Source organism: Sphingomonas sp. CL5.1 (assembly GCF_013344685.1).
Taxonomy (GTDB): Bacteria; Pseudomonadota; Alphaproteobacteria; order Sphingomonadales; family Sphingomonadaceae; genus Sphingomonas.
Window position 1 is genome coordinate 1,350,650 of the sequence record NZ_CP050137.1, and the last position, 24,450, is coordinate 1,375,099.

At 69.7% G+C, this 24,450-nt stretch carries 14 protein-coding genes; 10 read left to right on the forward strand and 4 right to left on the reverse strand.

The genetic code is table 11. The features are described from left to right. Positions 1-18: 18 nt before the first annotated feature. The gene (locus F9288_RS06715) at positions 19-1,305 is read left to right on the forward strand and encodes a M20/M25/M40 family metallo-hydrolase (RefSeq protein ID WP_174835909.1); all 1,287 of its coding nucleotides are present in this window, start codon (positions 19-21) and stop codon (positions 1,303-1,305) included. 42 nt (positions 1,306-1,347) lie between these two features. Here the strand turns inward: F9288_RS06715 and F9288_RS06720 are convergent, their stop codons facing one another. Then, positions 1,348-3,474, reverse strand: coding sequence for a M3 family metallopeptidase (locus tag F9288_RS06720; RefSeq protein WP_217482598.1), 2,127 nt, complete (start codon positions 3,472-3,474; stop codon positions 1,348-1,350). A 259-nt stretch (positions 3,475-3,733) separates the two neighbouring features. Between F9288_RS06720 and F9288_RS06725 the strand changes: the two genes are divergently transcribed. From F9288_RS06725 to F9288_RS06740, 4 genes are read left to right on the forward strand one after another with little or no spacing between them, the layout of a single operon-like run. Next, positions 3,734-5,782 carry an FUSC family protein gene (locus F9288_RS06725; RefSeq protein ID WP_302675320.1) on the forward strand — a complete coding sequence of 683 codons (2,049 nt, stop codon included), beginning with the start codon at positions 3,734-3,736 and terminating at the stop codon, positions 5,780-5,782. Next, positions 5,779-5,994 carry a DUF1656 domain-containing protein gene (locus F9288_RS06730; RefSeq protein WP_174835912.1) on the forward strand — a complete coding sequence of 72 codons (216 nt, stop codon included), beginning with the start codon at positions 5,779-5,781 and terminating at the stop codon, positions 5,992-5,994. Before F9288_RS06725 ends, F9288_RS06730 begins: the two co-directional genes overlap by 4 nt. Further along, positions 5,991-6,872, forward strand: a complete 882-nt coding sequence (locus F9288_RS06735; protein WP_174835913.1) for an HlyD family secretion protein — start codon at positions 5,991-5,993, stop codon at positions 6,870-6,872. Before F9288_RS06730 ends, F9288_RS06735 begins: the two co-directional genes overlap by 4 nt. Continuing rightward, complete coding sequence (locus tag F9288_RS06740) at positions 6,869-8,296, forward strand: TolC family protein (protein WP_174835914.1); 1,428 nt, start codon at positions 6,869-6,871, stop codon at positions 8,294-8,296. The genes F9288_RS06735 and F9288_RS06740 overlap by 4 nt, the downstream gene beginning before the upstream one ends. A 12-nt stretch (positions 8,297-8,308) precedes the next feature. Here the strand turns inward: F9288_RS06740 and F9288_RS06745 are convergent, their stop codons facing one another. From F9288_RS06745 to F9288_RS06755, 3 genes are read right to left on the reverse strand one after another with little or no spacing between them, the layout of a single operon-like run. Next, positions 8,309-9,721 (reverse strand): efflux transporter outer membrane subunit, encoded by a 1,413-nt coding sequence (locus F9288_RS06745; protein ID WP_174835915.1) that lies wholly within the window; start codon positions 9,719-9,721, stop codon positions 8,309-8,311. Further along, positions 9,711-10,892 carry an efflux RND transporter periplasmic adaptor subunit gene (locus F9288_RS06750; RefSeq protein ID WP_174835916.1) on the reverse strand — a complete coding sequence of 394 codons (1,182 nt, stop codon included), beginning with the start codon at positions 10,890-10,892 and terminating at the stop codon, positions 9,711-9,713. Before F9288_RS06750 ends, F9288_RS06745 begins: the two co-directional genes overlap by 11 nt. Further along, complete coding sequence (locus F9288_RS06755) at positions 10,885-14,085, reverse strand: efflux RND transporter permease subunit (protein WP_174835917.1); 3,201 nt, start codon at positions 14,083-14,085, stop codon at positions 10,885-10,887. The genes F9288_RS06750 and F9288_RS06755 overlap by 8 nt, the downstream gene beginning before the upstream one ends. 235 nt (positions 14,086-14,320) lie before the next feature. Here F9288_RS06755 and F9288_RS06760 point away from each other — a divergent pair, with 235 nt between their 5' ends. The 5 genes from F9288_RS06760 (at position 14,321) to F9288_RS06780 (ending at position 24,448) form a co-directional block, all read left to right on the forward strand. Then, the gene (locus tag F9288_RS06760; protein WP_174835918.1) at positions 14,321-15,229 is read left to right on the forward strand and encodes a LysR substrate-binding domain-containing protein; all 909 of its coding nucleotides are present in this window, start codon (positions 14,321-14,323) and stop codon (positions 15,227-15,229) included. Between the two features lie 87 nt (positions 15,230-15,316). Further along, a complete protein-coding gene (locus tag F9288_RS06765; protein WP_174835919.1) occupies positions 15,317-16,588 on the forward strand; it encodes an efflux RND transporter periplasmic adaptor subunit in 1,272 nt (423 codons plus the stop codon). Further along, complete coding sequence (locus F9288_RS06770; RefSeq protein ID WP_174835920.1) at positions 16,585-19,740, forward strand: efflux RND transporter permease subunit; 3,156 nt, start codon at positions 16,585-16,587, stop codon at positions 19,738-19,740. Before F9288_RS06765 ends, F9288_RS06770 begins: the two co-directional genes overlap by 4 nt. Next, on the forward strand, positions 19,737-23,006 hold the full coding sequence (locus F9288_RS06775; RefSeq protein WP_254621108.1) for an efflux RND transporter permease subunit: 3,270 nt from the start codon (positions 19,737-19,739) through the stop codon (positions 23,004-23,006). The genes F9288_RS06770 and F9288_RS06775 overlap by 4 nt, the downstream gene beginning before the upstream one ends. Beyond that, on the forward strand, positions 23,003-24,448 hold the full coding sequence (locus F9288_RS06780; protein WP_174835922.1) for an efflux transporter outer membrane subunit: 1,446 nt from the start codon (positions 23,003-23,005) through the stop codon (positions 24,446-24,448). The genes F9288_RS06775 and F9288_RS06780 overlap by 4 nt, the downstream gene beginning before the upstream one ends. Positions 24,449-24,450: the final 2 nt, after the last annotated feature.

Genomic DNA, 24,450 nt, shown 5'->3' on the forward strand with positions numbered 1-24,450 from the left:
AGAAAAAGAGGGGATCAGATGAACCGCTTCCAGCTTGCCGTTTCCGCCGCCGCTTTGCCGCTGCTCGCGACGCCCGCCGTCGCGAAGCCGGCTGACAATGCCGAGGGCGCGATGCGCGCGCTCTATGCCAGCCGGCCGTTCGACGTGGCGCGCAAGTCGCTCGCGGCGGATTACGACCGGATCGTCAGCGAGATCGTCACGCTCACCGAGATTCCGGCACCGCCGTTCAAGGAAGCCAAGCGCGCCGCCGCCTATATGGAGATGCTGCGCGCCGCCGGCCTTCAGGACGTGGAGATGGACGAGGAAGGCAATGTGATGGGCCTGCGCAAGGGCACCGGTGGCGGCCCGCTGCTGGTGGTCGCGGCGCATCTCGACACGGTTTTCCCCGAGGGGCTGTCGACCAAGGTGCGGCGCGAGGGCGATTATCTCTACGCGCCCGGCGTGGGCGACGATACGTGCAGCCTGCCAGTGCTGCTCGCCTTCATCCGCGCGCTCGACAAGGCGGGCATCCGCACGAAGAGCGACATATTGTTCATGGGTGACGTCGGCGAGGAAGGGCCGGGCGATCTGCGCGGGATGCGGCACCTGTTCAACAAGGGCAAATACAAGGGCCGGATCGCGCGGTTCATCTCGGTCGAGCCGGGCCGCGACCGCGTGACCAACGGCGGCGTCGGATCGAAGCGCTACAGGGTGGCGTTCAAAGGGCCGGGCGGGCACAGCTATGGCGCGTTCGGGCTGGTCAACCCGGCCTATGCGATGGGCGACGCGATCGTCGAATTCGGCAAGATGAAGGTGCCGGAGAAGCCGCGCACCACCTATAATGTCGGCCTGGTCGAGGGCGGCACCTCGGTCAATTCGATCCCGTTCGAGACGGCGATGACCGTCGACATGCGCTCGGTCGACAAGGATGAACTGGCCAAGGCGGACGCCTATCTCCATTCGATCCTGCCCGGCGCGGTCGAGCGCGAGAATGCCGCCCGCTCCACCGCGCGCGGCAAGATCAGCTACGAGGCGAAGCCGATCGGCGACCGCCCGGTCGGCCATACCGCCGACGACGATCCGCTGGTGCGCACCGCTTATGCCGCGATCGCGGTCGGCGGCGGCAAGCCCGAGCTGGAGAGCAGCTCGACCGACGCCAACCTGCCGATGAGTCTGGGCATTCCGGCGATCACGATCGGTTCCGGCTTCGCCACGGAGCGCGCCCACTCGCCCGACGAGCGGCTGAAGCTCGATCGCGAGGATACGGTGCGCTACATGACAATGAGCCTGGCGACCGTCATCGGCGCGGCGGGGCTGGCGAAGTAAGGTCCCGCAAACCCCTCCCCATCACGGGGAGGGGCCTTTGTTTCACTTGGCCGGTGCCGTCAGGCCGTGCTCCTCCAGCATCGGGCCGACATCGGGGTCCTTGCCGTAGAAGGCGCGGAACATCGGGCCGTAATCCTCGGTATGCCCCTTGCTCAGGATCATGTCGCGGAAGCGCTGGCCGTTCTCGCGGGTCATGCCGCCGTGGTCCATGAACCAGTGATAGGCGTCATGCTCCAGCATCTGCGTCCATAGATAGGCATAATATCCGGCCGAATAGCCGTTCGACCAGATGTGCAGGAAATAGCTGCTGCGATAGCGCGGCGGCACGTCGGTCACGTCCAGCCCGGTCGCGGCGAGCGATTTGGCCTCGAACGCATCGACATCCTGTTTCGGCGCGCCGGCCGGCAGCGAATGCCAGTCCATGTCGAGCATCGCGGCGGCGATCACCTCGCCCAGCGCATAGCCCTGGTTGAACTTCGCCGCCTTCCGGATCTTGTCGACCAGCGCCGCGGGGATCGGCGTGCCGGTGCGATAGTCCTTGGCGTAATGCGCCAGCACCTTCGGGTCCCACGCCCAATGCTCGTTGAACTGCGAGGGGAATTCGACGAAATCGCGCGCGACGTTGGTGCCGGACACCGCCGGATAGGTCTGATCGGCGAACAGGCCGTGCAGCGCGTGGCCGAATTCATGGAACATCGTCGTCACGTCGTCCGAGCTGATCAGCGCGGGCTGGCCGGCGGCGGGCTTGGTGAAATTGGCGACGTTGTAGACCACCGGCTTCGTGCCGAGCAGCTTCGACTGGTTGACGAAGTTCGACATCCACGCGCCGCCGCTTTTATTGTCGCGCTTGAAATAGTCGAAATACATCAGGCCGAGTTCCGACCCGTCCTTGTCATAGACGGTATAGACCATCACGTCGGGCTGATAGACCGGGATGTCGTGGCGTTCCTTGAAGGTCACGCCGTAAAGCTGGTTGGCGGCGAAGAACACGCCCTGCTCCAGCACCGTCTTCAGCTCGAAATAGGGCTTCACCTCATTCTGGTCGAGATCGTATTTCGCCTTGCGCACCTGCGCGGCATAGCGATCCCAGTCCCACGGCTTGAGCTGGAACTTGCCGCCGGTGGCGTCGATCTGCGCCTGAAGCTCGGCGGCCTCGCGCTTCTGCTCAGGCGCGGTGGCGGCGGCCAGCTCGCGCATGAAGCCGGACGCGGCCTCCGGCGTCTTCGCCATCTGGTCATAGAGCGTATAGGCCGCCCAATTGGGATAGCCGAGCAGCCTGGCCTTATCCGCGCGGAGTTGCGCGATCTGCACGATCGTCGCGCGCGTGTCGTTGGCGTCGCCCTTTTCGGCGCGGGTCCAGCCGCTGTCGAACAGCGCCTCGCGCGTCGCGCGATCGGTCATGTCCTCAAGATCGGGCTGCTGCGTGGTGTTCTGGAGCGGGATGACCCATTTGCCGTCGAGCTTGCGATCCTTCGCGGCCGAGGCGGCGGCGGCGATCTTGCCCTCGTCCAGCCCGGCGAGCTTCGCCTTGTCGCCCACCACCAGGGCGCCGGCCTTGGCGGCGGCGAGCAGCTTCTGCTGGAAGCTCGTCTCGAGGCTGGCGAGTTGGGTGTTGAGCGCTCTCAGCTTCGTCTGGTCGGCGGCGGAAAGCTGCGCGCCGGCATGGACGAAGCCGTCATAATAAACCTTCAGCACCTGCGCCTGCTCGGGCGTCAGGTTGAGCGCGGCGCGCTTGTCCCATAGCGTCTTGACGCGCGCGAACAGTTTGGGATCGAGGTTGATCGCGTCCTGATGCTGCGACAATTTGGGCGCCACCGCCGCCTGCACCTTGTCCAGCGTGTCGTTGGTATTGGCCTGCACCACGCCGAAGAAGGCGAGGCTGACGCGTTCCAGCATCCGGCCGGAGCGTTCGAGCGCCGCGATCGTATTGTCGAAGGTCGGCGCGGCGGGATCGTTCGCGATCCTCGCCACCTCGGCGAGCTGCTGCCGCATCGCCGTGTCGAACGCCGGCTGATAGTCGCCGTCCTTGATCAGGTCGAAGCGCGGCGCCTGGAACGGCAGGGTGCTGGGCGCGGCGAAGGGATTGGCGCGCGTCTGCGTCAAAGCCGGCGCGGCAAGGCCGGCGACACCGGCGAGCAGGGCCGATGCGAATAGAAAACGATGGGCCATCAAGCATATCCTCGACATGGAATCGCCCGTCACGGGCATGGTCGCAGGGGTGCGCCTTCGCGTGCCGTCGCGCAAGCGATCGCCTCGCGGCTCCGTTCGCTTTTTGCATGTTGCGGTGCAAAAAGAGCGTTCGCACGGGCCGGGGGTTTCGGCTAGCGCGCGCGATGAGACAGTGATGCTGTCATTTTCTTTCGAGGTTGCGTTTGGCCGTGGATTGCGAAATCGTGGCCGCCGTCTTCGCCATGACGGGGGCTGCGTCTTGATCCAGCGTTGGGGCGTCGATGCCGCGCTCTTTTCGGCCAAATGCTTCCTCGGGGCGATGCTGGCCTATTGGATCGCGCTGCGCATCGGGCTGACGCGGCCCTATTGGGCGGTAGCCACCGCCTATATCGTCGCGCAGCCGCTGGCCGGCGCGGCGGTGTCGAAGGCGGTGTTCCGGCTGGGCGGCACGTTGCTCGGCGCGGTGGCGGCGGTGGCGCTGGTGCCGAACCTCGTCAATGCGCCGGAACTGCTCACGCTGGCGCTGGCGCTGTGGCTCGGCCTGTGCCTCTACGTCTCGTTGCAGGACCGCACGCCGCGCAGCTACGTATTCCTGCTCGCCGGCTATACCGCGAGCATCATCGGCTTCCCCAGCGTCGAGGCGCCCGGCGCGATCTTCACCACCGCGCTGTTGCGCGTGGAGGAGATTTCGCTCGGCATCGTCTGCGGCAGCCTCGCGCAGGCGCTGATCCTGCCGCAGACGGTGACGCGGCAATTGCTCGTCCGGATCGAGACGATTCTCGCCGACGTCGAGCGGTGGACGCGCGACGCGCTCGGCGAGGCGGGCGGCGAGGCGCTCGACCGAGACCGGCGGCGCGTGGCGCTGGACATCAACGAGCTGCACCAGCTTTCCATCCATCTGCCGTTCGATACCGCGCGCCTGCCGCCGCGCGTGCGCACGGTGCGCGCGTTCCAGGATCAATTGTCGCTGATCCTGCCGCTGGCCAGCGCGGTGGAGGATCGCATCACGCAATTGCGCGCGCTGGACGCGCTGCCGCCCGCCGCCGAGGCGCTGGTCGCGCGCATCCGCGACTGGCTCGCGATGCCGCCGCTCGACGTCGACACGCGTGCGGCGGTGACCGATGCGCTGATCGCCGACGCGCGCGCGCTGGAGCCGGATGCCGCCGCGCCGCTCGAATGGCGCGACGCGCTGCTGCTCAGCCTCGCCGCGCGGCTGGCGGACCTCGTGTCGGCGCATCGCGCGGTGCGCGACCTGCGTGAGCAGATGCGCGCGCCGGGCCGGCGCTCGATCAGCCCGGTGGCGGCGGCGGCGCTGGCGCAAAGCTCGCGCCGCGCCTTCCATCGCGACCGCGCTGCCGCGCTGCGCTCGGCGCTCGGCGCGATCGCCACGGTGGTGCTCGGCAGCATCTTCTGGATCGGCACCGGCTGGGCGGACGGCGCGGGCGCGGTGCTGATCGCCGGCGTCGCCTGCGCCTTGTTCGGCGCGAGCGACGATCCGCGCCCGATGATCCTGTCGTTCCTGTGGGGCACGCTCATCGGCGTGGTGCTGGCGGCGATCTACGCCTTCGCGATCATGCCGCGCGTCACCGATTTCGTCACGCTGGTCGCGGTGCTGGCGCCGGTGTCGCTGATGATCGGCGTGTTCCTGACCAACCCGCGCGTCTCGCTGATCGCCACCGGCACGGTGATGGGCTTCTTCAACATCGTCGGGCTGAACGATCGCTACGCCGCCGATTTCGCCGCCTTCGCCAACGGATCGCTGGCGCAGATCGTCGGCACCGGCTTCGCCGTGGTGACGGTGGGGCTGTTCCAGGTGGTCGGCGCGGATCGCAGCGCGGCGCGCATCATCCGCGCCGGCTGGCGCGATCTCGCGCGGCGCAGCAACCTGCCCGGCCGCTCCGATGTCACCGGCTGGGTGAGCAAGATGCTCGACCGGATCGGGCTGCTCGCCCCCCGGCTGGCGGCGATGGGGGAAGACCCCGGCCGCCCGATGCTGGATGCGTTGCAGGACCTGCGCGTCGGCGTCACGGTCGGCCATCTGCGCGACCTGCGGCTTGACGCGGGCGGGCCGGCGGAGGAGTTGATCACCCCCGTCCTGCATGGCGTGGGGCGCTATTATGCGGCGCGGCGGCTCGACCGGGCACCTCCCGACGATCCCGCGCTGCTGGAGGGGATCGACCGGGCGATGCAGGCCTTTTCGCATGACGGGGACGGCGGCATCCGGCGAAGCGCGGTGCTGGCGCTGACCGGCCTGCGCCGCAACCTGTTCCCCGAGGCGCCCGCTTATCGCGCGGAGGCGGCGGCGTGAACGGCGAGGTCGATATCGCCGGCGTCTATATGCCCGGCCTGCTGGTGCTGGGGATAGCGGCGCTGCTCCTCACCGCGTTGCTGACGCGGATGTTGGGCGCGATCGGCGCCTATCGCCTGATCGCCTATCGCCCGCTGGTCGATCTGGCGCTGTTCTTCATCGTGCTAGGCGCACTCGTTCTCCTTTTCGCATCGGACGCTCCCCTGCCATGAACCGCTATCTCGCTCCGCTCGGCCGAACCGTCGCGACCCTGGTGCTGGTCGCGATCGCGGTGCTCGTCGCGGTCTGGCTGTGGCGCAGGTACGAGGTCGATCCGTGGACCCGCGACGGCCGCGTGCGCGCCGACGTGGTGCGCGTGACGCCCGACGTCGGTGGGCTGGTGACCGAGGTGGACGTGCGCGACAACCAGCAGGTCAACCCCGGCGACCTGCTGTTCGTGGTCGATCGCCCGCGCTACGCGCTCGCGCTGGAGCAGGCCAATGCCGCGATCCAGTCCGCCCGCGCCACCCTGGGGCAGGCGCGGCGCGAGGCGAAGCGCGACCTCGCGCTCGGCGACCTCGTCGCGGCGGAGGCGCATGAGCAGAATGTCGCGCGCGTCGCCACCGCCCAGGCCACGCTGGCGCAGGCCGAGGCGCAGGCGGACGCGGCGCGGCTCAACCTGTCGCGCACCAATATCAAGGCGTCGGTGGCGGGCACCGTCACCAACCTCGATCTCCACCCTGGCGATTATGTCGCGGCGGGGCAGCAGGCGATGGCGCTGGTCGATCGTGATTCGCTGCGCGTCGAGGCCTATTTCGAGGAGACCAAGCTCGGCAGCATCCGCATCGGCGACAAGGCGCATATCCGGCTGATGGGCGATGGCCGCGTGGTCGAGGGCCATGTCGAGAGCATCGCCGCCGGGATCAGCGACAGCGAGCGGACCAATACCGGCAACCTGCTCCCCAACGTGAACCCGACCTTCAACTGGGTGCGGCTCGCGCAGCGCATCCCGGTGCGGATCAAGCTGGACAAGGTGCCGGCCGACCTGCGGCTCGTCTCGGGGCGCACCGCGACGGTGACGATCGTCCCGCATGACGGGGGCGGGAAGTGAGGCGAGCGCCGCTCGCGCTCGCCGCGCTGCTCGCGGGCTGCGTCGCCGGGCCGGACTATCATGTGCCGGAACGCGCGACCGTCAATACGCCGGGCGCGCAGGGGAAGTTCGACGCGGCGAAGGGCGGCGGCTTTGCCGACGCGCCGCTCCCCGATCACTGGTGGCGGCTCTATCGCGACGCAACGCTCGACGCGCTGGTGGCGGGGGCGCTGGCGGCGAACACCGACCTGCGCGCCGCCGACGCGAACCTGCGCGCGGCGACGGCGGTGGTCGATCAGGCGCTCGCCGGGCGCACGGTGCAGACCTCGGTCGACGCCGGAGTGGCGCTGGCCCGCCCCTATGGCACCGAGCTGCCGGCCACCGGCGAGATGACCTATAGCGCGACGATCGGCGGTGCGCTGCCGCTCGACCTCGCCGGCCGCATCCGCCGCGCGATCGAGGCGTCGCGCGCCGATGCCGGGGCGGTCGCGGCGGTGCGCGATCAGGTGCGGGTGACGGTCGCCGCGACCGCGACGCGCGCCTATCTCGCCGCCTGTGCCGCAAACCTGCGCATCGCGGCTGCACGGCGCGTGATCCATATCCAGCGGCAGACCTATGACGCCACGCGCCGGCTGGAGAAGGGCGGGCGCGGCACGGCATTCGACACCACCCGCGCCCGCGCGGCGGTGGAGCAGAGCGAGGCGCTGGTGCCGCCGTTGCTCGCCGCGCGTCAGGCCGCGCTCTATCAGCTCGCGACGCTGGCCGGGAAGCCACCGGCCGACTATCCGCGCAATGTCGAGGGGTGCGCCGCGCTGCCCGCGATCGCCGGTCCGCTGCCGGTGGGCGACGGCGCCGCCCTGCTCCGCCGCCGCCCGGACGTCCGCGCGGCCGAGCGCCGGCTCGCCGCCGCCACCGCGCGGATCGGCGTCGCCACCGCCAGCCTTTATCCTGAGGTGAGCATCGGCGGATCGATCGGCTATACCGGGCCGCTCAAGGGACTGGGCGAGCATGAGGACTTCAACTTCAGCCTCGGGCCGCTGCTGAGCTGGAGCTTCCCCAACCGCCGGGTCGTCCGCGCGCAGATCGCGCAGGCCGGGGCCGCCGCCGATGCCGCGCTGGCGACGTTCGACGGCACGGTGCTCGGCGCGCTGCGCGACGTGGAGACGGCGCTTGCCGCTTATGCGCGCGGCCGCGATCAGGTGGCGGCGCTGCAACGCGCGCGAGACAGCGCGGCGACCGCCACGGCGCAGGCGGACAAATTGTTCCGTTTCGGGCGCGGTGATTTCCTCGACTTGCTCAGCGCGCAGGCGACGCTCGCCAATGCCGAAGCGTCGCTCGCCGCCGCGCAGGCCGGGGTGGCGGACACGCAGGCGCAATTGTTCCTCGCGCTCGGTGGCGGCTGGGAGATGGACCAGACCCCGGCGCCGGCGACGCCGAAACCCTGACGCGGGCTGGCGTCAGGCGGCCGGCGCGCCGCCCAGCGCCTTCACCAGCGCGATGCTGGCGCGCATCCGGCCGGTTTCCACCGCGATCAGTGCGCGTTCGGAATCGAGCGCCTCGGTCTGCGCGGTGACGACCTCCAGATAATCCGCCGCGCCGTCGTGATAGCGGGTCAGCGCGAGATCGCTGGTGCGCTGCGCGGCGGTGGCGGCGTCGCGCTGCTCGACCGCCTGCGTCGCGAGGTGACGGGTCGCGGCGAGCGCGTCCTCCACCTGCCGGAACGCGCCGAGCACGGTGTCGCGATAGCCCGCCGCCGCCTCGTCATATTGCGCGCGCGACAGCTTCACCTCCGCCGCGCGCCGCCCGCCGTCGAACAGCGTCGCGACCGCCGAGAGCGGCCCCAGCCCCCAGAAGCTGCTGGGGGTGGAGAGCAATGACGGGCCGGTCGTCTGCCATCCGCCGGCAAGGCCGAGCGAGAGCGACGGGAACCACGCCGCGCGCGCCACGCCGATCCGCGCATTGGCGCCGAACATCCGCCGCTCGGCCGCCGCGATATCCGGCCGGCGCTGAAGCAGCGTGGAAGGCGCGGAGGCGGGAACCGAGAGCGTGCCGGGCTGCTGGATGCGCGGCGCGATCGCGAAATCGGAGGCGACCGCGCCGACCAGCGCGGCGATCTCATGCTCGGTCGCGGCGCGCTCGTTGGCGACCGCCGAAATCTGCGCGCGCGCGTTGGCCAGCACGGTGCGCGCCCGGTTGACGTCGACGCCCGAGGCGATGCCGCCGTCGTGCCGCGTCGCGGTGAGGTCATAGGCGCGGGTGAACGCCGCGACCGAGCGTCGCAGCAGATCCGCCTCCGTGTCCAGTCCGCGCAGCCGCGCATAGGCGTCGGCCACCGCCGCCTGCAGGCTGAGCCGCGCCGAGGCGAGGTCGCCCGCGCTGGCCGCCGCATCGGCGCGCGCCGCCGCCACGCTGTTGCGAACGCGGCCCCACAGGTCGATCTCGTAATCCAGCGACGCGCCGACGACATAATTGTCATAGGTCGCCGCGTTGCCGCTGCCCAGTGGCCGGTTGGCGGAGGCGCGCTGTCGCCCCGCCTGTCCGCTGGCGCCGATCTCCGGCAAAAGGTCGGCCGCGCTCGCCCGCGCCGTCGCGCGCGCCGCGTCGTAGCGCGCCAGCGCGGCGGCGAGCGTCGGGCTGGCCTGCGCGGCACGCCGCTCCAGATCGTTCAGCACCGGATCGTCGAACGCCGCCCACCAGTCGCCGCGCGGCGCGGTGTCCGCAGGGGTCGCTGTGGTCCAGCCGGGGATTTCCTTATAGGCGGCCGGAGCCGCGATCACCGGCGGGCGATAGGCGGGCGCCATCGAGCAGCCGGCGAGCGCCAGCAGCAGGAAGGCGGCCGCGCCGGCGTGGCGGCGGCGCTCAGTCGGCATTCGACGCGGCCCGCACGCGCACCTGATCGCCGCTGCGGATCGCGTCCGGCGGGCTGTCCACCACCCGGTCGGCGAGGGTGACGCCCCGCGAGACGGCGACCGTCTTGCCCTCGTCGCGCGCGATCGTCACCGGCTTCACCGTCACGCGGCCGCGCGCGTCGACCACCGCGACGCTCGGGCCGTCGTTGGTGTAGATGATCGTGCTGCCCGGCAGGTTCAGCGTGTTGCCGCCGCCCGCGCCGGTGCTGAACGACACCTGCGCGAAGGCGCCGGGCTTCAGCGCGCCGTCGGGGTTGGGCGCCTGCAACTCGATCAGCACCGCGCCGGCCTTCTCGTCCACCGCCTGCGCGCTGCGCGTCATCGTCGCGGGGAAGGTGCGGCGCGGATATTCGGGCAGCGAGAGCGTCGCGGTCATTCCCGGATGCACCTCGGCGGATGCGCCCTGCGGCACGCGCACGTACACGCGCACGCGGCTGGCGTCGGAGACGGTGAACAGCGGCTGCGAGGCGGCGTTGCCGGCGACGACGAGCTGGCCGATCTGCGCCGAGCGGCTCGTCACCACGCCGTTGAACGGCGCGTAGAGGTGGGTGAAGCCCTGCAACGCGCGCAGCCGCCGGACATTGGCGAGCGCGGCATTGGCGAGCGCGGATTTGGCGGCAAGGTCGCCGGCCTTCTCGTCCGCCTCCTGCCGCGACACCGCGTCCTTCGCCAGCATCGTCGACCAGCGTTGCGCGGTGGTGGCGGCGAGCTTCTGGTTGGCGAGCGCGGTCTGGTAATCGGCGGTTGCCTGCGCGAGCTGCTGGTCGATCTCCGGCGCATCGAGGATCGCGAGCGGCTGGCCGGTGTGGACGTGGTCGCCGATGTCGGCCAGCCAGCGCCGGACATAGCCGTTGGTGCGCGCGTAGATCGCCGCGCTGTTCAGCGCCTGCACGTTGCCGGGCAGGACGAGCGCGTCGCCCGCGCCGCCGCTGGCCGGATGGACGACCGCGACGGTGGGGACCGCCGCCTCCGCCGCGGCCTGTTTCAGGTCGCCGTTGGCGTTGATGCGGGTGGCGATGCCTGCGGCCGCGATGGCGATCGCGGCGATGCCGGCGGCGATGCCGACGCGCTTCAGCGTGCGCGGGCTGGGGCCGGCGGCGGCCGGCGGGGGCGTATCGGACATGTCAGCCATGGGCGGGGTGCATCTCGACGGTTGGTTGCCGCGCGGCGGCGGTATCGCGCTTGCGGTGGGCGAGCGCGAAGACGGTGGGGACGAAGAACAGCGTGGCGATGGTGGCGCAGATCAGCCCGCCGATCACCGCGCGGCCAAGCGGGGCGTTCTGCTCGCCGCCATCGCCCAGGCCGAGCGCCATCGGCGCCATGCCGATGATCATGGCGAGCGCGGTCATCAGCACCGGGCGGAAGCGGACCATGCCGGCCTCCAGCGCGGCGCGGGTGGCGTCGCCCAGCACCGCGAGCCGCTCGCGCGCGAAGCTGACGACGAGGATCGAGTTCGCGGTCGCCACGCCCATGCACATGATCGCGCCGGTCAGCGCCGGCACCGAAAGGGTGGTGCCGGTGATGAACAGCATCCAGACGATACCGGCCAGCGCGGCGGGCAGCGCGGTGATGATGACGAACGGATCGAGCCAGCTCTGGAAATTCACGACGATCAGCAGGTAGATCAGCACGACCGCTCCGATAAGCCCGAAGGCGAGCCCGGAGAAGGCGGTGTTCATCGTCGCATATTGCCCGCGCACCGTGACGGTCGCGCCCTTCGGCACTTCCTTTTCGAGCGACTTGATCGCGCGGTGCACATCCCCCGCGACCGCGCCGAGATCGCGCCCCTGCGGCGAGGCGTAGATGTCGATGACCGGCTGGATGTCACGATGCGAGACGACCGGCAGCGCGTTCGAGCGGCGGATTTCCGCCAGCCCGCCGAGCGGCTGCACCCCGCTGCCCGCCGCGCCGGAGATCGGCACGTTGCTGAGATCGCTGATCGATCCGATGAGATATTCCGGCGCCTGCGCGATCACCGGATAGGAAACGCCGGTCTTGGGATCGACGAAGAACACCGGCGATGACTGCGCGGTGCCGGCGAGCGATGCCGACAGGCTGTTCGTCACGTCGCGCTCGCTCAGCCCGTACTGGCCGATGCGCGAGCGGTCGACGTCGACGTCGAGCTGTGGCGAGCGGCCGGGCTGCTGGATGCGCGCGTCGACCAGGCCGGGGATCGCCGTCATCTTGGCCAGCAGCCTGGCGGCATAGGCGCGATTGGCGGTGGCGTCCTTGCCGGAAATCTGCACGTCGATCGGCGCCGGCGCGCCGAAGTTCAGGATCTGGCTGGTGATGTCGGCGGGCAGGAAGGCGAAGGTCGTGCCGGGGAAGCGGCGCGGCAGCTCGCGGCGCAGCGTGGCGACGACCTCGTCGGTCGGGCGATGATGCTCCTTCAGCGTGATCATCATGTCGCCGTCCTGCGGGCCGATCGTGCCGCTGTTGCTGTAGACGGTGTTGAGCGAGCTGACCGGCAGGCCGATATTGTCCGCGATCGAGCCGAGCTGATCGGCCGGGATCAGTTCGCGCACCGCGCGGGTGATATGGTCGAAGCGCGCGGCGGTGTCCTCGATCCGCGTTCCCATCGGCACGCGGACGTGCATCGCGATCTGCCCGGAATCGACGCTGGGGAAGAAGTTGCTGCCCAGCCACGGCAACAGCCCGAACGACACCAGCACCACGGCCATGAAGCCGATCAGGAACGGCTTGCGCGCGCCCAGCGTCCGTTCCAGCATCCCGCCGTAAGCGGCGCGCGTCTGCTCGAAGCGGCGCTCGAACCCGCGCTGGAAGCGGACGAGCGGGTTGTGCGATGTGGCGCTGCCGGCGGCGTGCGCGTCCTCGCCCGGCCGGTGCGGCTTCAGCAGGAACATCGCCATCGTCGGGACGAGCGTGCGCGACAGCACGAACGAGGCGATCATCGAGAACACCACCGACAGCGCCATCGGCACGAACAGGAACCCCGCCACGCCCGGCAGGAAGAACATCGGCACGAACACGATGCAGATGCACAGCAGCGAGACGAACGCCGGCGTCACGATCTGCGCCGCGCCGTCGAGGATCGCCTCCGTCACGCCCTTGCCCTGCTCGAGATGCCAGTTGATGTTCTCGATCGTCACCGTCGCGTCGTCGACGAGGATGCCGACCGCGAGCGCGAGGCCGCCCAGCGTCATCACGTTGAGCGTCTGCCCGAACGCCGCCAGCGCCGCCAGCGCCGCCAGGATCGCCAGCGGGATCGAGGTGGCGATGATGACGGTCGAGCGCCACGAGCCGAGGAACAGCAGGATCATCAGGCTGGTCAGCGCGGCGGCGATCGCGCCTTCCTGGATCACGCCCTTCACCGCGCCCTTCACGAACAGCGACTGGTCGCCGATCGGCAGGATCTTGAGCGTGTCGGGCAAGGTCGCGGCGATGCGCGGCAGCGCGTGCTTGGCGCCGTCGATGATGGCGAGCGTGGAGGTCGTGCCGTTCTTGAGGATGGTGAGCAGCACCGAGCGCCGCCCCTCGACGTGGACGACGTTGGTCTGCGGGCCGTTGCCGTCGCGCACGTGCGCCACGTCGCGCATGTAGATGGTCGCGCCGTTGACCACCTTCACCGGCAGGTCGTTGAGCGCCGCGATCGAGCTGGGCGCGTTGTTGAGCTGGACGCTATATTGCGTCGGCCCGATCTTGACGAAGCCGGCCGGGTTGATCTGGTTCTGCGCGGCCACCGCGTTGCTCACGTCCTGCGCCGACAGTCCCTTGGACTGGAGCGCGAGCGGATCGAGATCGATCTGCACCTGCCGCTGCTTGCCGCCGGAAGGATAGGGCATGGCGAGGCCGTGCACCGTCACCAGCTGCGGGCGGATCTGGTTCTGGCCCATGTCGAACAATTCCTGTTCGGACAGGCCCTTGCCCGACAGCGCGAGCTGCAGGATCGGCACGGTCGAGGCGCTGTAGTTCAGGATCAGCGGCGGATTGGTGCCGGGGGGAAGCTGTTTCAGCAGCGTCTGCGAGATCGAGGTTACCTGCGCCGTCGCGATGCGGATATCGGCGCCGGGCTGGAAATAGACCTTCACCACGCCGATGCCCGGCAGCGACTGGCTTTCGATATGTTCGATATCGTTGACCGTGGTGGTCAGCGAACGCTCGAAATTGGTGACGATGCGGTTGGACATGTCCTCCGGCGGCAAACCGGCATAGGTCCAGGCGATCGCGACCACCGGGATGCGGATTTCGGGGAACATATCCACCGGGGTGCGCATCGCCGACATGACGCCGATGATCGCGATCAATATGGCCATGACGATGAATGTCAGCGGCCGGGTGAGCGCGATCCTGACGATACCGATCATCCAATACCCTCACCTGCGCCGCTGGCGGCTGGATGCCGCCGGGCCGTGAATCACCCACCTCTCCCGAAGAAGCCGGCGAACCGTCGCGCCTGCCTTCCCGGACAAGCGGCGCGGTTATTCGCCTGCGCAACGGGGTGCCGCCGGCAACCCATTGCGGAAGCGCGCCAATGCGCCCTTGGTCGGGTCGCGTCTAATATATAATATGGCTCGATTGATATCAAAAGAGACTTGATTCGTGGACCTTCGCCACCTGCGTTATTTCCTGTGCGTGGCCGAGGAGATGCACTTCGGCCGCGCGGCGCAGCGGCTCGGCATCTCCCAGCCGCCGCTCAGCCAGCAGATCCGCTCGCTGGAGGACGAGCTGGGCGTGCGGCTGTTCGACCGCACCAGCCGGCGCGTGCGGCTGACCGAGGCGGGCGAGCTGTTCGTGCCGGAGGCGCGGCAGACGCTGACGCAGGCGGAGCATGCGATCGAGACGGCGCGGCTCGCGCGGCGCGGCGAGCTGGGGCGGCTGCGTGTCGGCTTCACCTCGTCCGGCCCGTTCGTGCCGCTGATCGCCTCCGCGCTCTACCGCTTCCGCGAGACGCATCCCGAGGTGGCGCTGACGCTGCGCGAGCTGGGCCGCGACGAGCAGATCGAGGAATTGCGGCGCGGCGGGCTGGACATCGCGCTGGTGCGCGGCGTCGCCCCGCCGGCGCCGCTGCCCGATGTCCATGCCCGCTGCATCATCGAGGAGGACATGGTGGTCGCGATGCGCGCCGGACACGCGCTGGCGGATCGCGCCGCCGATCCCGCCATCGCCGATTTCGCCGGCGTGCCGATGGTGCTCTACGCCGCGCCGCTCGGTGCCGGGTTCAACGAGCATTTCTTCGCCATGTGCCGCGAGGCGGGGTTCGAGCCGGACGTCGCGCATGAGGCGGGCAGCTTCGCCACCCTGCTCGGGCTGGTCGCGGCCGGGTTCGGCGCGACGGTCCTCGCGCGGTCGCTGGAGCGGCTGCATCTGGAGAATGTGATCTACCGCCGGCTCGACGCGCCGATCGCCAGCCGGCTGTGGCTGATCCACGCGACGGCGCTTTCTCCCACCGGCCGCGCTTTTCGCGACGTGATCGACGAATTGCGGCTTGACGACACCGCCCCAACGTAAGGATCAGGAAAGGTAAAGGCACAAAAGGCGACAGCGGGTGTTCGTGCGACATCCCGATCGGCATCGAAGAACAGGACGAAGGAACGCATGACCGACGATCACGATCCGCTCCCTGCTTCTTCCGCCCCCGCCGGTGAACCGCCCGCCCGTCGCCGCCCGTGGAAGATCGTCGCGGCGATCGTCGTGGTGTTCGCGCTGATCGCGTTCGGCGCGAACCGCATCGCCAGGAGCGGCGGCAACCGCGGCGGCGGCCGTCCTCCGGCGGCGGTCGCGGTGGGCAAGGCGACGCCGCGCGACATACCGGTCAGCGTCACCGCGCTCGGCACCGTCCAGCCGATCGTCACCGCGACGGTGCGCGCCCAGCTCGCCGGCACCCTGTTCAAGCTGTTCTTCAAGGACGGCCAGATGGTGCGCGAGGGGCAGGTGCTGGCGCAGATCGATCCGCGCCCCTATGAGCTGGCGCTGGCGCAGGCGAAGGCCAATCTGGCGCGCGACGAGGCGCAGCTCGCCGCCGCGCAGGTCGACCTCAACCGCTACGAGACGCTGCTCAAGCAGGATTCGATCGCCAGCCAGCAGGTCGATACGCAGCGCGCCACCGTCCGCCAGCTCACCGGCACCGTCGCGGCGGACAAGGCGGCGATCGGCTCGGCGCAGCTCAACCTCACCTATACCTCGGTGAAGGCGCCCGTCACCGGGCGCGCCGGCATCCGTCAGGTCGATATCGGCAATTACCTCACCCCCTCGGACACCAACGGCATCGTCGTGGTGACGCAGCTCGATCCGATCGACGTCGCCTTCTCGCTGCCGCAGGCGCAGCTTTCCGCGATCGGCCATGCGGCGGGGGCGGGCAGCGGGCTGCCGGTGCAGGCGCGCGATCAGGACGACAATAATGCGATCGCCACCGGGCGCTTCCTGACCTTCGACAACCAGGTCGACACCACCACCGGCACGGTGAAGGCCAAGGCGCGGTTCGACAACAAGGGCAACGCGCTGTTCCCGAGCCAGTTCGTCAACGTCTCGATGTTGACCAACACGCTCCACAATGTCGTCACCGTGCCGGTCAGCGCGGTGCGCCACGGCGCGCCGGGCGATTTCGTGTTCGTGCTGCGAGGCGATCGCACGGTGAAGCTGACGCCGGTGAAGATCGGCCCGAGCGCCAACGGACAGGTCGCGATCACCTCCGGCCTCGCGGCCGGCGCGACGGTGGTGATCGAGGGCGCCGACGGGCTTGAGGACGGCTCCGCCGTGCGCCTGCCGGGCGACAAGGGCGGTCCGGGCGCAAGCGGCAAGGGAGGCAGGAGTGGCGCGGCCGGCGGCCAGGGCCGCCGTCATCGCGGCCAGGGCAACCAGGCGGGATGACCGACACGGCCGCGTCCGCCGCGCCGCCGCCACCCCCGCCGCAGCCCGGCGGGCCGTCGCGCGCGTTCATCCTGCGCCCGGTGGCGACGACCTTGCTGATGGTGGCGATCCTGCTCGCCGGCCTCGTCGCCTATCGCTCGCTGCCGCTCTCCGCGCTGCCGGAGGTGGACTATCCGACGATCCAGGTTTCCACGCTCTATCCCGGCGCCAGCCCGGACGTGATGGCGCTGACCGTCACCTCGCCGCTGGAGCGCCAGTTCGGCCAGATGCCGGGGCTGACGCGGATGACCTCCGCCTCCTCGTCGGGCGCCTCGGTCATCACGCTGCAATTCCGGCTCGACCTGTCGCTCGACGTCGCGGAGCAGGAGGTGCAGGCGGCGATCAACGCGGCGAACACGCTGCTGCCGAGCGACCTGCCCGCGCCGCCGATCTACGCCAAGGTCAATCCGGCCGACGCGCCGATCATCTCGCTCGGCGTCACGTCGGAGACGCGCCCGCTGGGCGAGGTGCAGGGGATCGTCGAGCGGCAGTTCTCGAACAAGATCGCGCAGGTCTCGGGCGTCGGCCTCGTCTCCATGTCGGGCGGGCAACGGCCGGCGGTGCGCATCCAGGCGAACGTCGCCGCGCTCGCCGCGCGCGGCCTGTCGCTGGAGACGATCCGCACCGCGATCGGCAACGCCAACGCCAACGCCGCCAAGGGCAGCTTCGACGGCCCGACCAAGAGCTGGACGATCGACGCCAACGACCAGCTCGCCGACGTGGCGAGCTACCGCAACCTCGTCATCGCCTTCGCCAACGGCGCGCCGATCCGGCTGTCCGACGTCGCGGACGTGGTGCAATCGACCGAGAACGTGCGGCTCGGCTCGTGGATGAACGGCCAGCCGGCGGTGGTGATCGACGTGCAGCGCCAGCCGGGCGCCAACGTCATCGGCACGGTCGATGCGATCAAGGCATCGCTGCCCGATCTGGAGGCGCAGCTTCCCGCCGACGTGCATGTGACGGTGCTGACCGACCGCACCGCCGGCATCCGCGCCTCGGTGTCGGACGTGAAGTTCGAGCTGGTGCTGGCGGTCGCGCTGGTGACGCTGGTGATCTTCCTGTTCCTCGGCTCGCTGCGCGCGACGGTGATCGCCAGCATCTCGGTGCCGCTGTCGCTCGTCGGCGCGTTCGCGGCGATGTATTTCATGGGCTTCTCGATCAACAATCTGACGCTCATGTCGCTGACCATCGCGAGCGGATTCGTGGTCGACGACGCGATCGTGGTGCTGGAGAACATCTCCCGCCATATCGAGGAGGGGATGCGCCCGTTCGAGGCGGCGCTGAGGGGCGCGAGCGAGATCGGCTTCACGATCATCTCGCTGACGGTCAGCCTGATCGCGGTGCTGATCCCGCTGTTGTTCATGGGCGACGTGGTCGGCCGGCTGTTCCGCGAGTTCGCGGTGACGCTGGCGGTGACGATCCTGCTCTCCGCCGTGGTCGCGCTGACGCTCGTGCCGATGCTCTCGGCGCGCTGGCTGCGCGCGGAGCATGACGAGCGGCGCTATCGCATCTCCGAGATGACGCAGGGCTGGTTTGATCGCGTCGCGCAGCAATATGCCCGCGCGCTGGACTGGGTGATGCTGCGCCGGACGCTGACCTTGCTGGTGTTCGCCGGCACGCTCGTCGTCACCGCCATCCTGTTCTACGTCATCCCCAAGAACCTGTTCCCCGAGCAGGACACTGGCCAGATCGCGGTGACGACCACCGCCTCGCAGGACATCGGCTACACCCGCATGGCCGGCCTGCAACAGCAGATGGCGCAGGCGCTGCTCGCCGATCCTTCGGTGGCGAGCCTCAGCTCGGCGATCGGCGTGGACGGGCAGAACGCCACGCTCTCGCAGGGCCGCATGATCGTCAACCTCAAGCCGGAGGGCCAGCGCGGCAATCTCGGCGAGGTGCTCGCCGGGCTGGAACGGGCGGCGGGCAAGGTGCCGGGGATGCGCGCCTATTTCCGCCCGGTGCAGGATCTGACGATCGACACCTCCACCGGGGTCAACGCCTATCGCTTCTCGTTGCAGGGTGCGGACGAGGGGCAGGTGGACGAATGGGGCGCGAAGCTCGCCGCAGCGCTGATGAAGGACCGCCATCTTAGCAACGTCACCTCGGACGTGCTGGCGGGCGGCCGCGCGGTGGTGGTGGACATCAACCGCGACACCGCCGGGCGGCTCGGCCTCAGCGCGCTCGCGATCGACAATGCGCTCTACGACGCCTTCGGCCAGCGCATCGTCTCGACCATCTACACCCAGTCGAGCCAGAACCGCGTGATCCTCGAGGCGCAGCCGGGCAGCGTCACCGATCCGCAGGCGCTGGGCGATCTGCGCATCCCGCTGGCGGGCGGGACGAACGTGCCGCTCTCCGCCGTCGCGACGATCCGCACCACCGACGCGCCGCTGGTCGTCGCGCGCGAGGCGCAATTCCCGGCGGCGACGATCGGCTTCGATCTCGCGCCGGGCGTGTCGCTGGGCAGCGCGGTGTCGGCGATCGAGCGCGCGGAGAAGTCGATCGGCGTGCCACCCGCCATCTCGACCAACTTCACCGGCGCGGCGAGCGCGTTCAAATCCTCGCTGGCGAACGAATTGTGGCTGATCCTCGCCGCGATCGTCGTGGTCTATATCGTGCTGGGCGTGCTCTACGAGAGCTTCGTCCATCCGGTGACGATCCTCTCCACCCTGCCCTCCGCCGGGATCGGCGCATTGCTGTTCCTGTGGATGACGGGGCTGGGGCTGGGCGTGATCGGCATCATCGGCATCGTCCTCCTCATCGGCATCGTGAAAAAGAACGCGATCATGATGATCGACTTCGCGCTGGACGCGATGCGCGAGGAGGGGGCCGACGCGCATCACGCGATCCGGCAGGCGGCGCTGCTGCGTTTCCGGCCGATCATGATGACCACCTTCGCCGCCCTGTTCGCCGCGATCCCGCTGATCTTCGGCGGCGGCATGGGGCATGAGCTGCGCCAGCCGCTCGGCATCGCCATCGCCGGCGGGCTGATCTTCAGTCAGGTGCTCACCCTGTTCACCACGCCGGTGATCTTCCTCGGGCTGGAGGAATGGCGCGAGCGCGGGTGGAGCGTGCGGCGGCGCCCGGCCGGCGGCGAGGCGCGGATCGCGTGAACTTCTCCGCGCCCTTCATCCGGCGGCCGGTCGGCACGATTCTGCTGACGATCGGGCTGATGCTGGCGGGCGCAGCGGCGTTCTTCATGTTGCCGGTCGCGCCGCTGCCGCAGGTCGATTTCCCCACGATCATGGTGCAGGCCAGCCTGCCCGGCGCCAGCCCCTCGACCATGGCGTCGAGCGTCGCCGCGCCGCTGGAACGCCATCTCGGCACGATCGCCGGCGTGTCGGAGATGACCTCGCGCTCGGGCGTCGGCTCGTCGTCGATCGTGCTGCAATTCGATCTGTCGCGCGATATCGACGGCGCGGCGCGCGACGTGCAGGCGGCGATCAACGCCAGCCGCGCCGACCTGCCCGCGACGCTGCGCACCAACCCCAGCTACCGCAAGGCCAACCCGGCGGAGGCGCCGGTGCTGATCCTCGCGCTCACCTCGCCGACGCGTAGCCCGTCCGAAATCTACGACGCGGTATCGACCGTCGTGCAGCAGAAGCTGCTCCAGGTGCAGGGCGTCGGCAATGTCGAGCTTGGCGGCGCGGCGCTCCCCTCGGTGCGGATCGAGGTCAACCCGCTGGCGCTGTCGCAATATGGCATCGCGCTGGAGGACGTGCGCACCGCGCTGCAATCCGAAAGCGCCAACCGGCCGCGCGGCATCCTCGACGCGCGCGGCTATAGCTGGCAGATCTATTCCAACCAGCCGGGGCTGCACGCCGCCGACTATCGCGACACGGTGATCGCGTGGCGCAACGGCGCGGGGGTTCGGCTGTCGGATATCGCCAGGGTGGAGGACGGGCCGGAAGACATCCGCACGATGGGCCTGTTCAACGGCAAGCGCGCCGTGCCCGTCATCATCAGCCGCCAGCCGGGCGCGAACATCGTGCAGGTGGTGGATTCGCTGAAGGCGCAGCTCCCGGCGCTGCGCGCCGCCGTCCCCTCCGACATCCACCTCGACGTGGCGAGCGACCGCACCCTCACGATCCGCGCCTCGCTGCGCGAGGTGGAGGTGACTTTGCTGATCGCGACGCTGCTGGTGGTGCTGGTGGTCAGCCTGTTCCTCAGGAGCTGGCGCGCGACGCTGATCCCGGCGGCGGCGGTGGTCGCCTCGCTGCTCGGCACGGTCGGCGCGATGTATCTCGCGGGGTTCAGCCTCGACAACCTCTCGCTGATGGCGCTGACCGTCGCGACCGGCTTCGTCGTCGACGATGCGATCGTGGTGGTGGAGAATATCAGCCGCCACGTCGAGGCCGGGATGAAGCCGTTCGAGGCCGCGCTGGTCGGCGCGCGCGAGGTGGGCTTCACCGTGCTGTCGATCTCATTGAGCCTGATCGCGGTGTTCGTGCCGCTGATCTTCATGGGCGGGATCGTCGGGCGGCTGTTCCGCGAATTCGCGCTCACCATGTCGATCGCGGTGCTCATCAGCCTCGTCGTGTCGCTCACCACCACGCCGATGCTCGCCTCGCGCGTGCTGCGGGGCGAGGAGAGCGAGGGGCGGATCATGCGCGCGGCGGGGCGCGGGTTCGACTGGGCGCAGGCGCGCTATACGAAGGCGCTGGACTGGGCGCTGGCCAATCGCGGCGCGGTGCTGCTGCTGCTCGCCTGCACGGTGGCGCTCAACATCTACCTGATCGCGGTCGCCCCCAAGGGCTTCTTCCCGCAGCAGGATACCGGCGGCCTGATGGGCGGCCTGCGCGCCGACCAGAGCATCTCCTTCACCGACATGCAGGACAAGCTCACCCGCATCACGTATATCGTGAAGAGCGATCCGGCGGTGGCGACGGTGGTGGCCTTCACCGGCGGGTCGCGCGCGGGCGGCGGCTTCATGTTCGCGACGCTCAAGCCGCGCGGCCAGCGCCCGCCGGTGCAGGCGGTGATCGCGCGGCTGCGGCCGAAGCTGGCCAAGGTCAGCGGGGTCAGCCTGTTCCTCAATCCGGTGCAGGACCTGATGGTCGGCGGGCGGCAGAGCAACAGCACCTATCAATATGTGCTGAAGGCCGACGATCCCGATGTGCTGAAGGCGGCGGGGCAGAAGCTGGTCGACGCGCTGAAGCAGCATCCCGACACCGTCACCGATGTCGATATCGACCAGCAGGACGCCGGCGCCAACGCCTTCGTCGAGGTCGATCGCGACGCCGCCGCGCGGCTCGGCGTGACGATGCAGGCGGTCGATGCGGCGCTCTATGACGCATTCGGCCAGCGGCAGGTGGCGAACATCTATTCCGGCCTCAACCAATATCATGTCGTGATGGAGGCGGCGCGGCAGTTTAACGGATCGCCCGCCTCGCTCGCCAACATCTGGCTGCCGCTCAACCCGCCGGCGAACAATGTGACGAACGGCGTCACCACCCCGCCGAGCGCCGCCAAGGCGGCGGCGGCGGACAATGCCGGCGGCGGCGCGCCGAGCGCCGGCACCGGCGGCACCGGATCGGGCGGTTCGGCGGTCGCCGCCGGCAACGCGGTGAGCACGACGGCGCGGACGATGGCCCCGCTGTCGGCGATCGCGCACTGGTCGACCGGATCGACCAACGCGGCGGTGAGCCATTCGGACGGCGAGCCTTCCGCCACCGTCTCGTTCAACCTGCCGCAAGGCGTGTCGCTCGGCCAGGCGGCGCAGCTCATCTCTGAGGTGCAGGCGAGCCTCGCGCTGCCCGCCACCGTCCACGGCGAGTTCGGCGGCACCGCGCGGGTCTTCAAGCAATCGACCGGCTCGATGCCGATCCTGATCCTCGCCGCGCTGCTGGCGATCTACATCGTGCTCGGCATCCTCTATGAAAGCGCGATCCATCCGCTGACCGCGCTCTCCACTATTCCCTCCGCCGGGGTCGGCGCGATGATCGCGCTGATCGCCACCGGCGGCCAGTTCGACGTGATCGCGCTGATCGGCATCATCCTGCTGATCGGGATCGTGAAGAAGAACGCGATCATGATCATCGATTTCGCGCTGGAGGCGGAACGCGGCGAGGGGCTCAGCCCGGTCGCGGCGGTGCGAGAGGCGTCGCTGCTGCGCTTCCGCCCGATCATGATGACGACGATGGCCGCCGCGCTAGGCGCGCTGCCGCTGGCGATCGGCTTCGGCGACGGCGCGGAATTGCGCCGCCCGCTCGGCATCGCGATCTTCGGCGGGCTGGTCGCCAGCCAGCTCATCACCCTGCTCACCACCCCGGTCGTCTATCTCGCGCTCGATCGCTTCCGCCGCCGCCACGGCGCGGAGGAGCGCATGCTGGCGCGCCGCGGCGAGCTGCCGCTTTCCTCTTCCGGAGCCTCCGCATGAAGCGCGTCCTGCCCGTCGTCACCGCCCTGCTGCTCGCCGGATGCAGCATGGCCCCGGCCTATCGCCCGCCGACGACCGTGGCGATCCCGCCCTCGTTCAAGGAGCAGCCGGGCTGGGGCGCGGCAAAACCCGATGACGCGGCGGCGCGCGGCGACTGGTGGAATTTGTTCGGCGATCCGGCGCTCGACGCGCTGGAGCGAAAGGTGGATGTCACCAATCAGAATGTCGCCGCCTCGCGCGCGGCCTATCAGGCGGCGCGCGCGCTGGTGATGGTGCAGCGCTCGCAGCTTTTCCCGACGATCACCGGCTCGGCCAGCGGGCAGCATTCCGGCGCCTTCTCCGGCGGCGCCGCGTCCAGCGTCGGCACGGGCAGCAACGGCACCGTCACCACCTCCGGCTCGCGCTTCGCGCTCAGCATCGGCGGAAGCTGGGAGCCGGACCTGTGGGGCAAGCTCGGCAACGCCGTGACGCAGGCGAAGGCAAGCGCGCAGGCGAGCGCGGGCGATCTAGCCAACGCCACGCTTTCCGCGCAGGGCGAGCTTGCCACCGATTATGTCGAATTGCGCGGGATCGACGCGCAGATCGTGCTGCTCGACGCGACGATCAAGGATTATCAGCGCGCGCTGACCATCACCACCAACAAGTACAAGGCCGGCACAATCGCGCATTCGGACGTCTATCAGGCGCAGACCTCGCTATCGAACGCGATCGCCTCGCGGCAGGATCTCGATCGGCAGCGCGCGGTGCTGGAACATGCCATCGCGGTGCTGGCGGGCGAGAATCCCTCGACCTTCGCGATCGCGCCGGTCGAGTGGAAGCCGATGGTGCCGGCGGTGCCGGGCGTGCTGCCCTCCACCCTGCTGGAGCGGCGGCCCGACATCGCGGCGGCGGAGCGGCGGGTGGCGGCGGCCAACGCCAATATCGGCATCCAGCGCGCGGCCTATTTCCCCGACGTCACGCTGACCGGCAACGCCGGGACGAGCGGCGGCGCGGTGCGGCAATTGTTCTCCGCCGCGACGAGCCTGTGGTCGTTCGGGCTGAGCGGGCTGATGACGTTGCTCGATTTCGGCGCGCGGCACGGGCAGGTGCTTCAGGCGCGCGCGCAATATGACGAGGCGGTGGCCAACTATCGCCAGACGGCGCTCACCGCCTTCCAGCAGGTCGAGGACAATCTCGCCGCCACCCGCACGCTCGCCGACGTGACGCAGAGCCGCGCCGCCGCCAGCGACGCCGCGACGAAGGCGGAGGCGATCGCCAACAACCAGTATCGCTCCGGCCTGATCGACTATTCCGAGGTGATCGTCGCCCAGACCACCGCGCTCAGCGCGCGCCAGTCGCAGATCCAGGCGGTGCTCAACCAGCAGACCGCCGCGATCGCGCTGGTGCAGGCGATCGGCGGCGGGTGGAGCAAATGCGGCGACAAGGCCGCCGGGGGCTGCTGAAG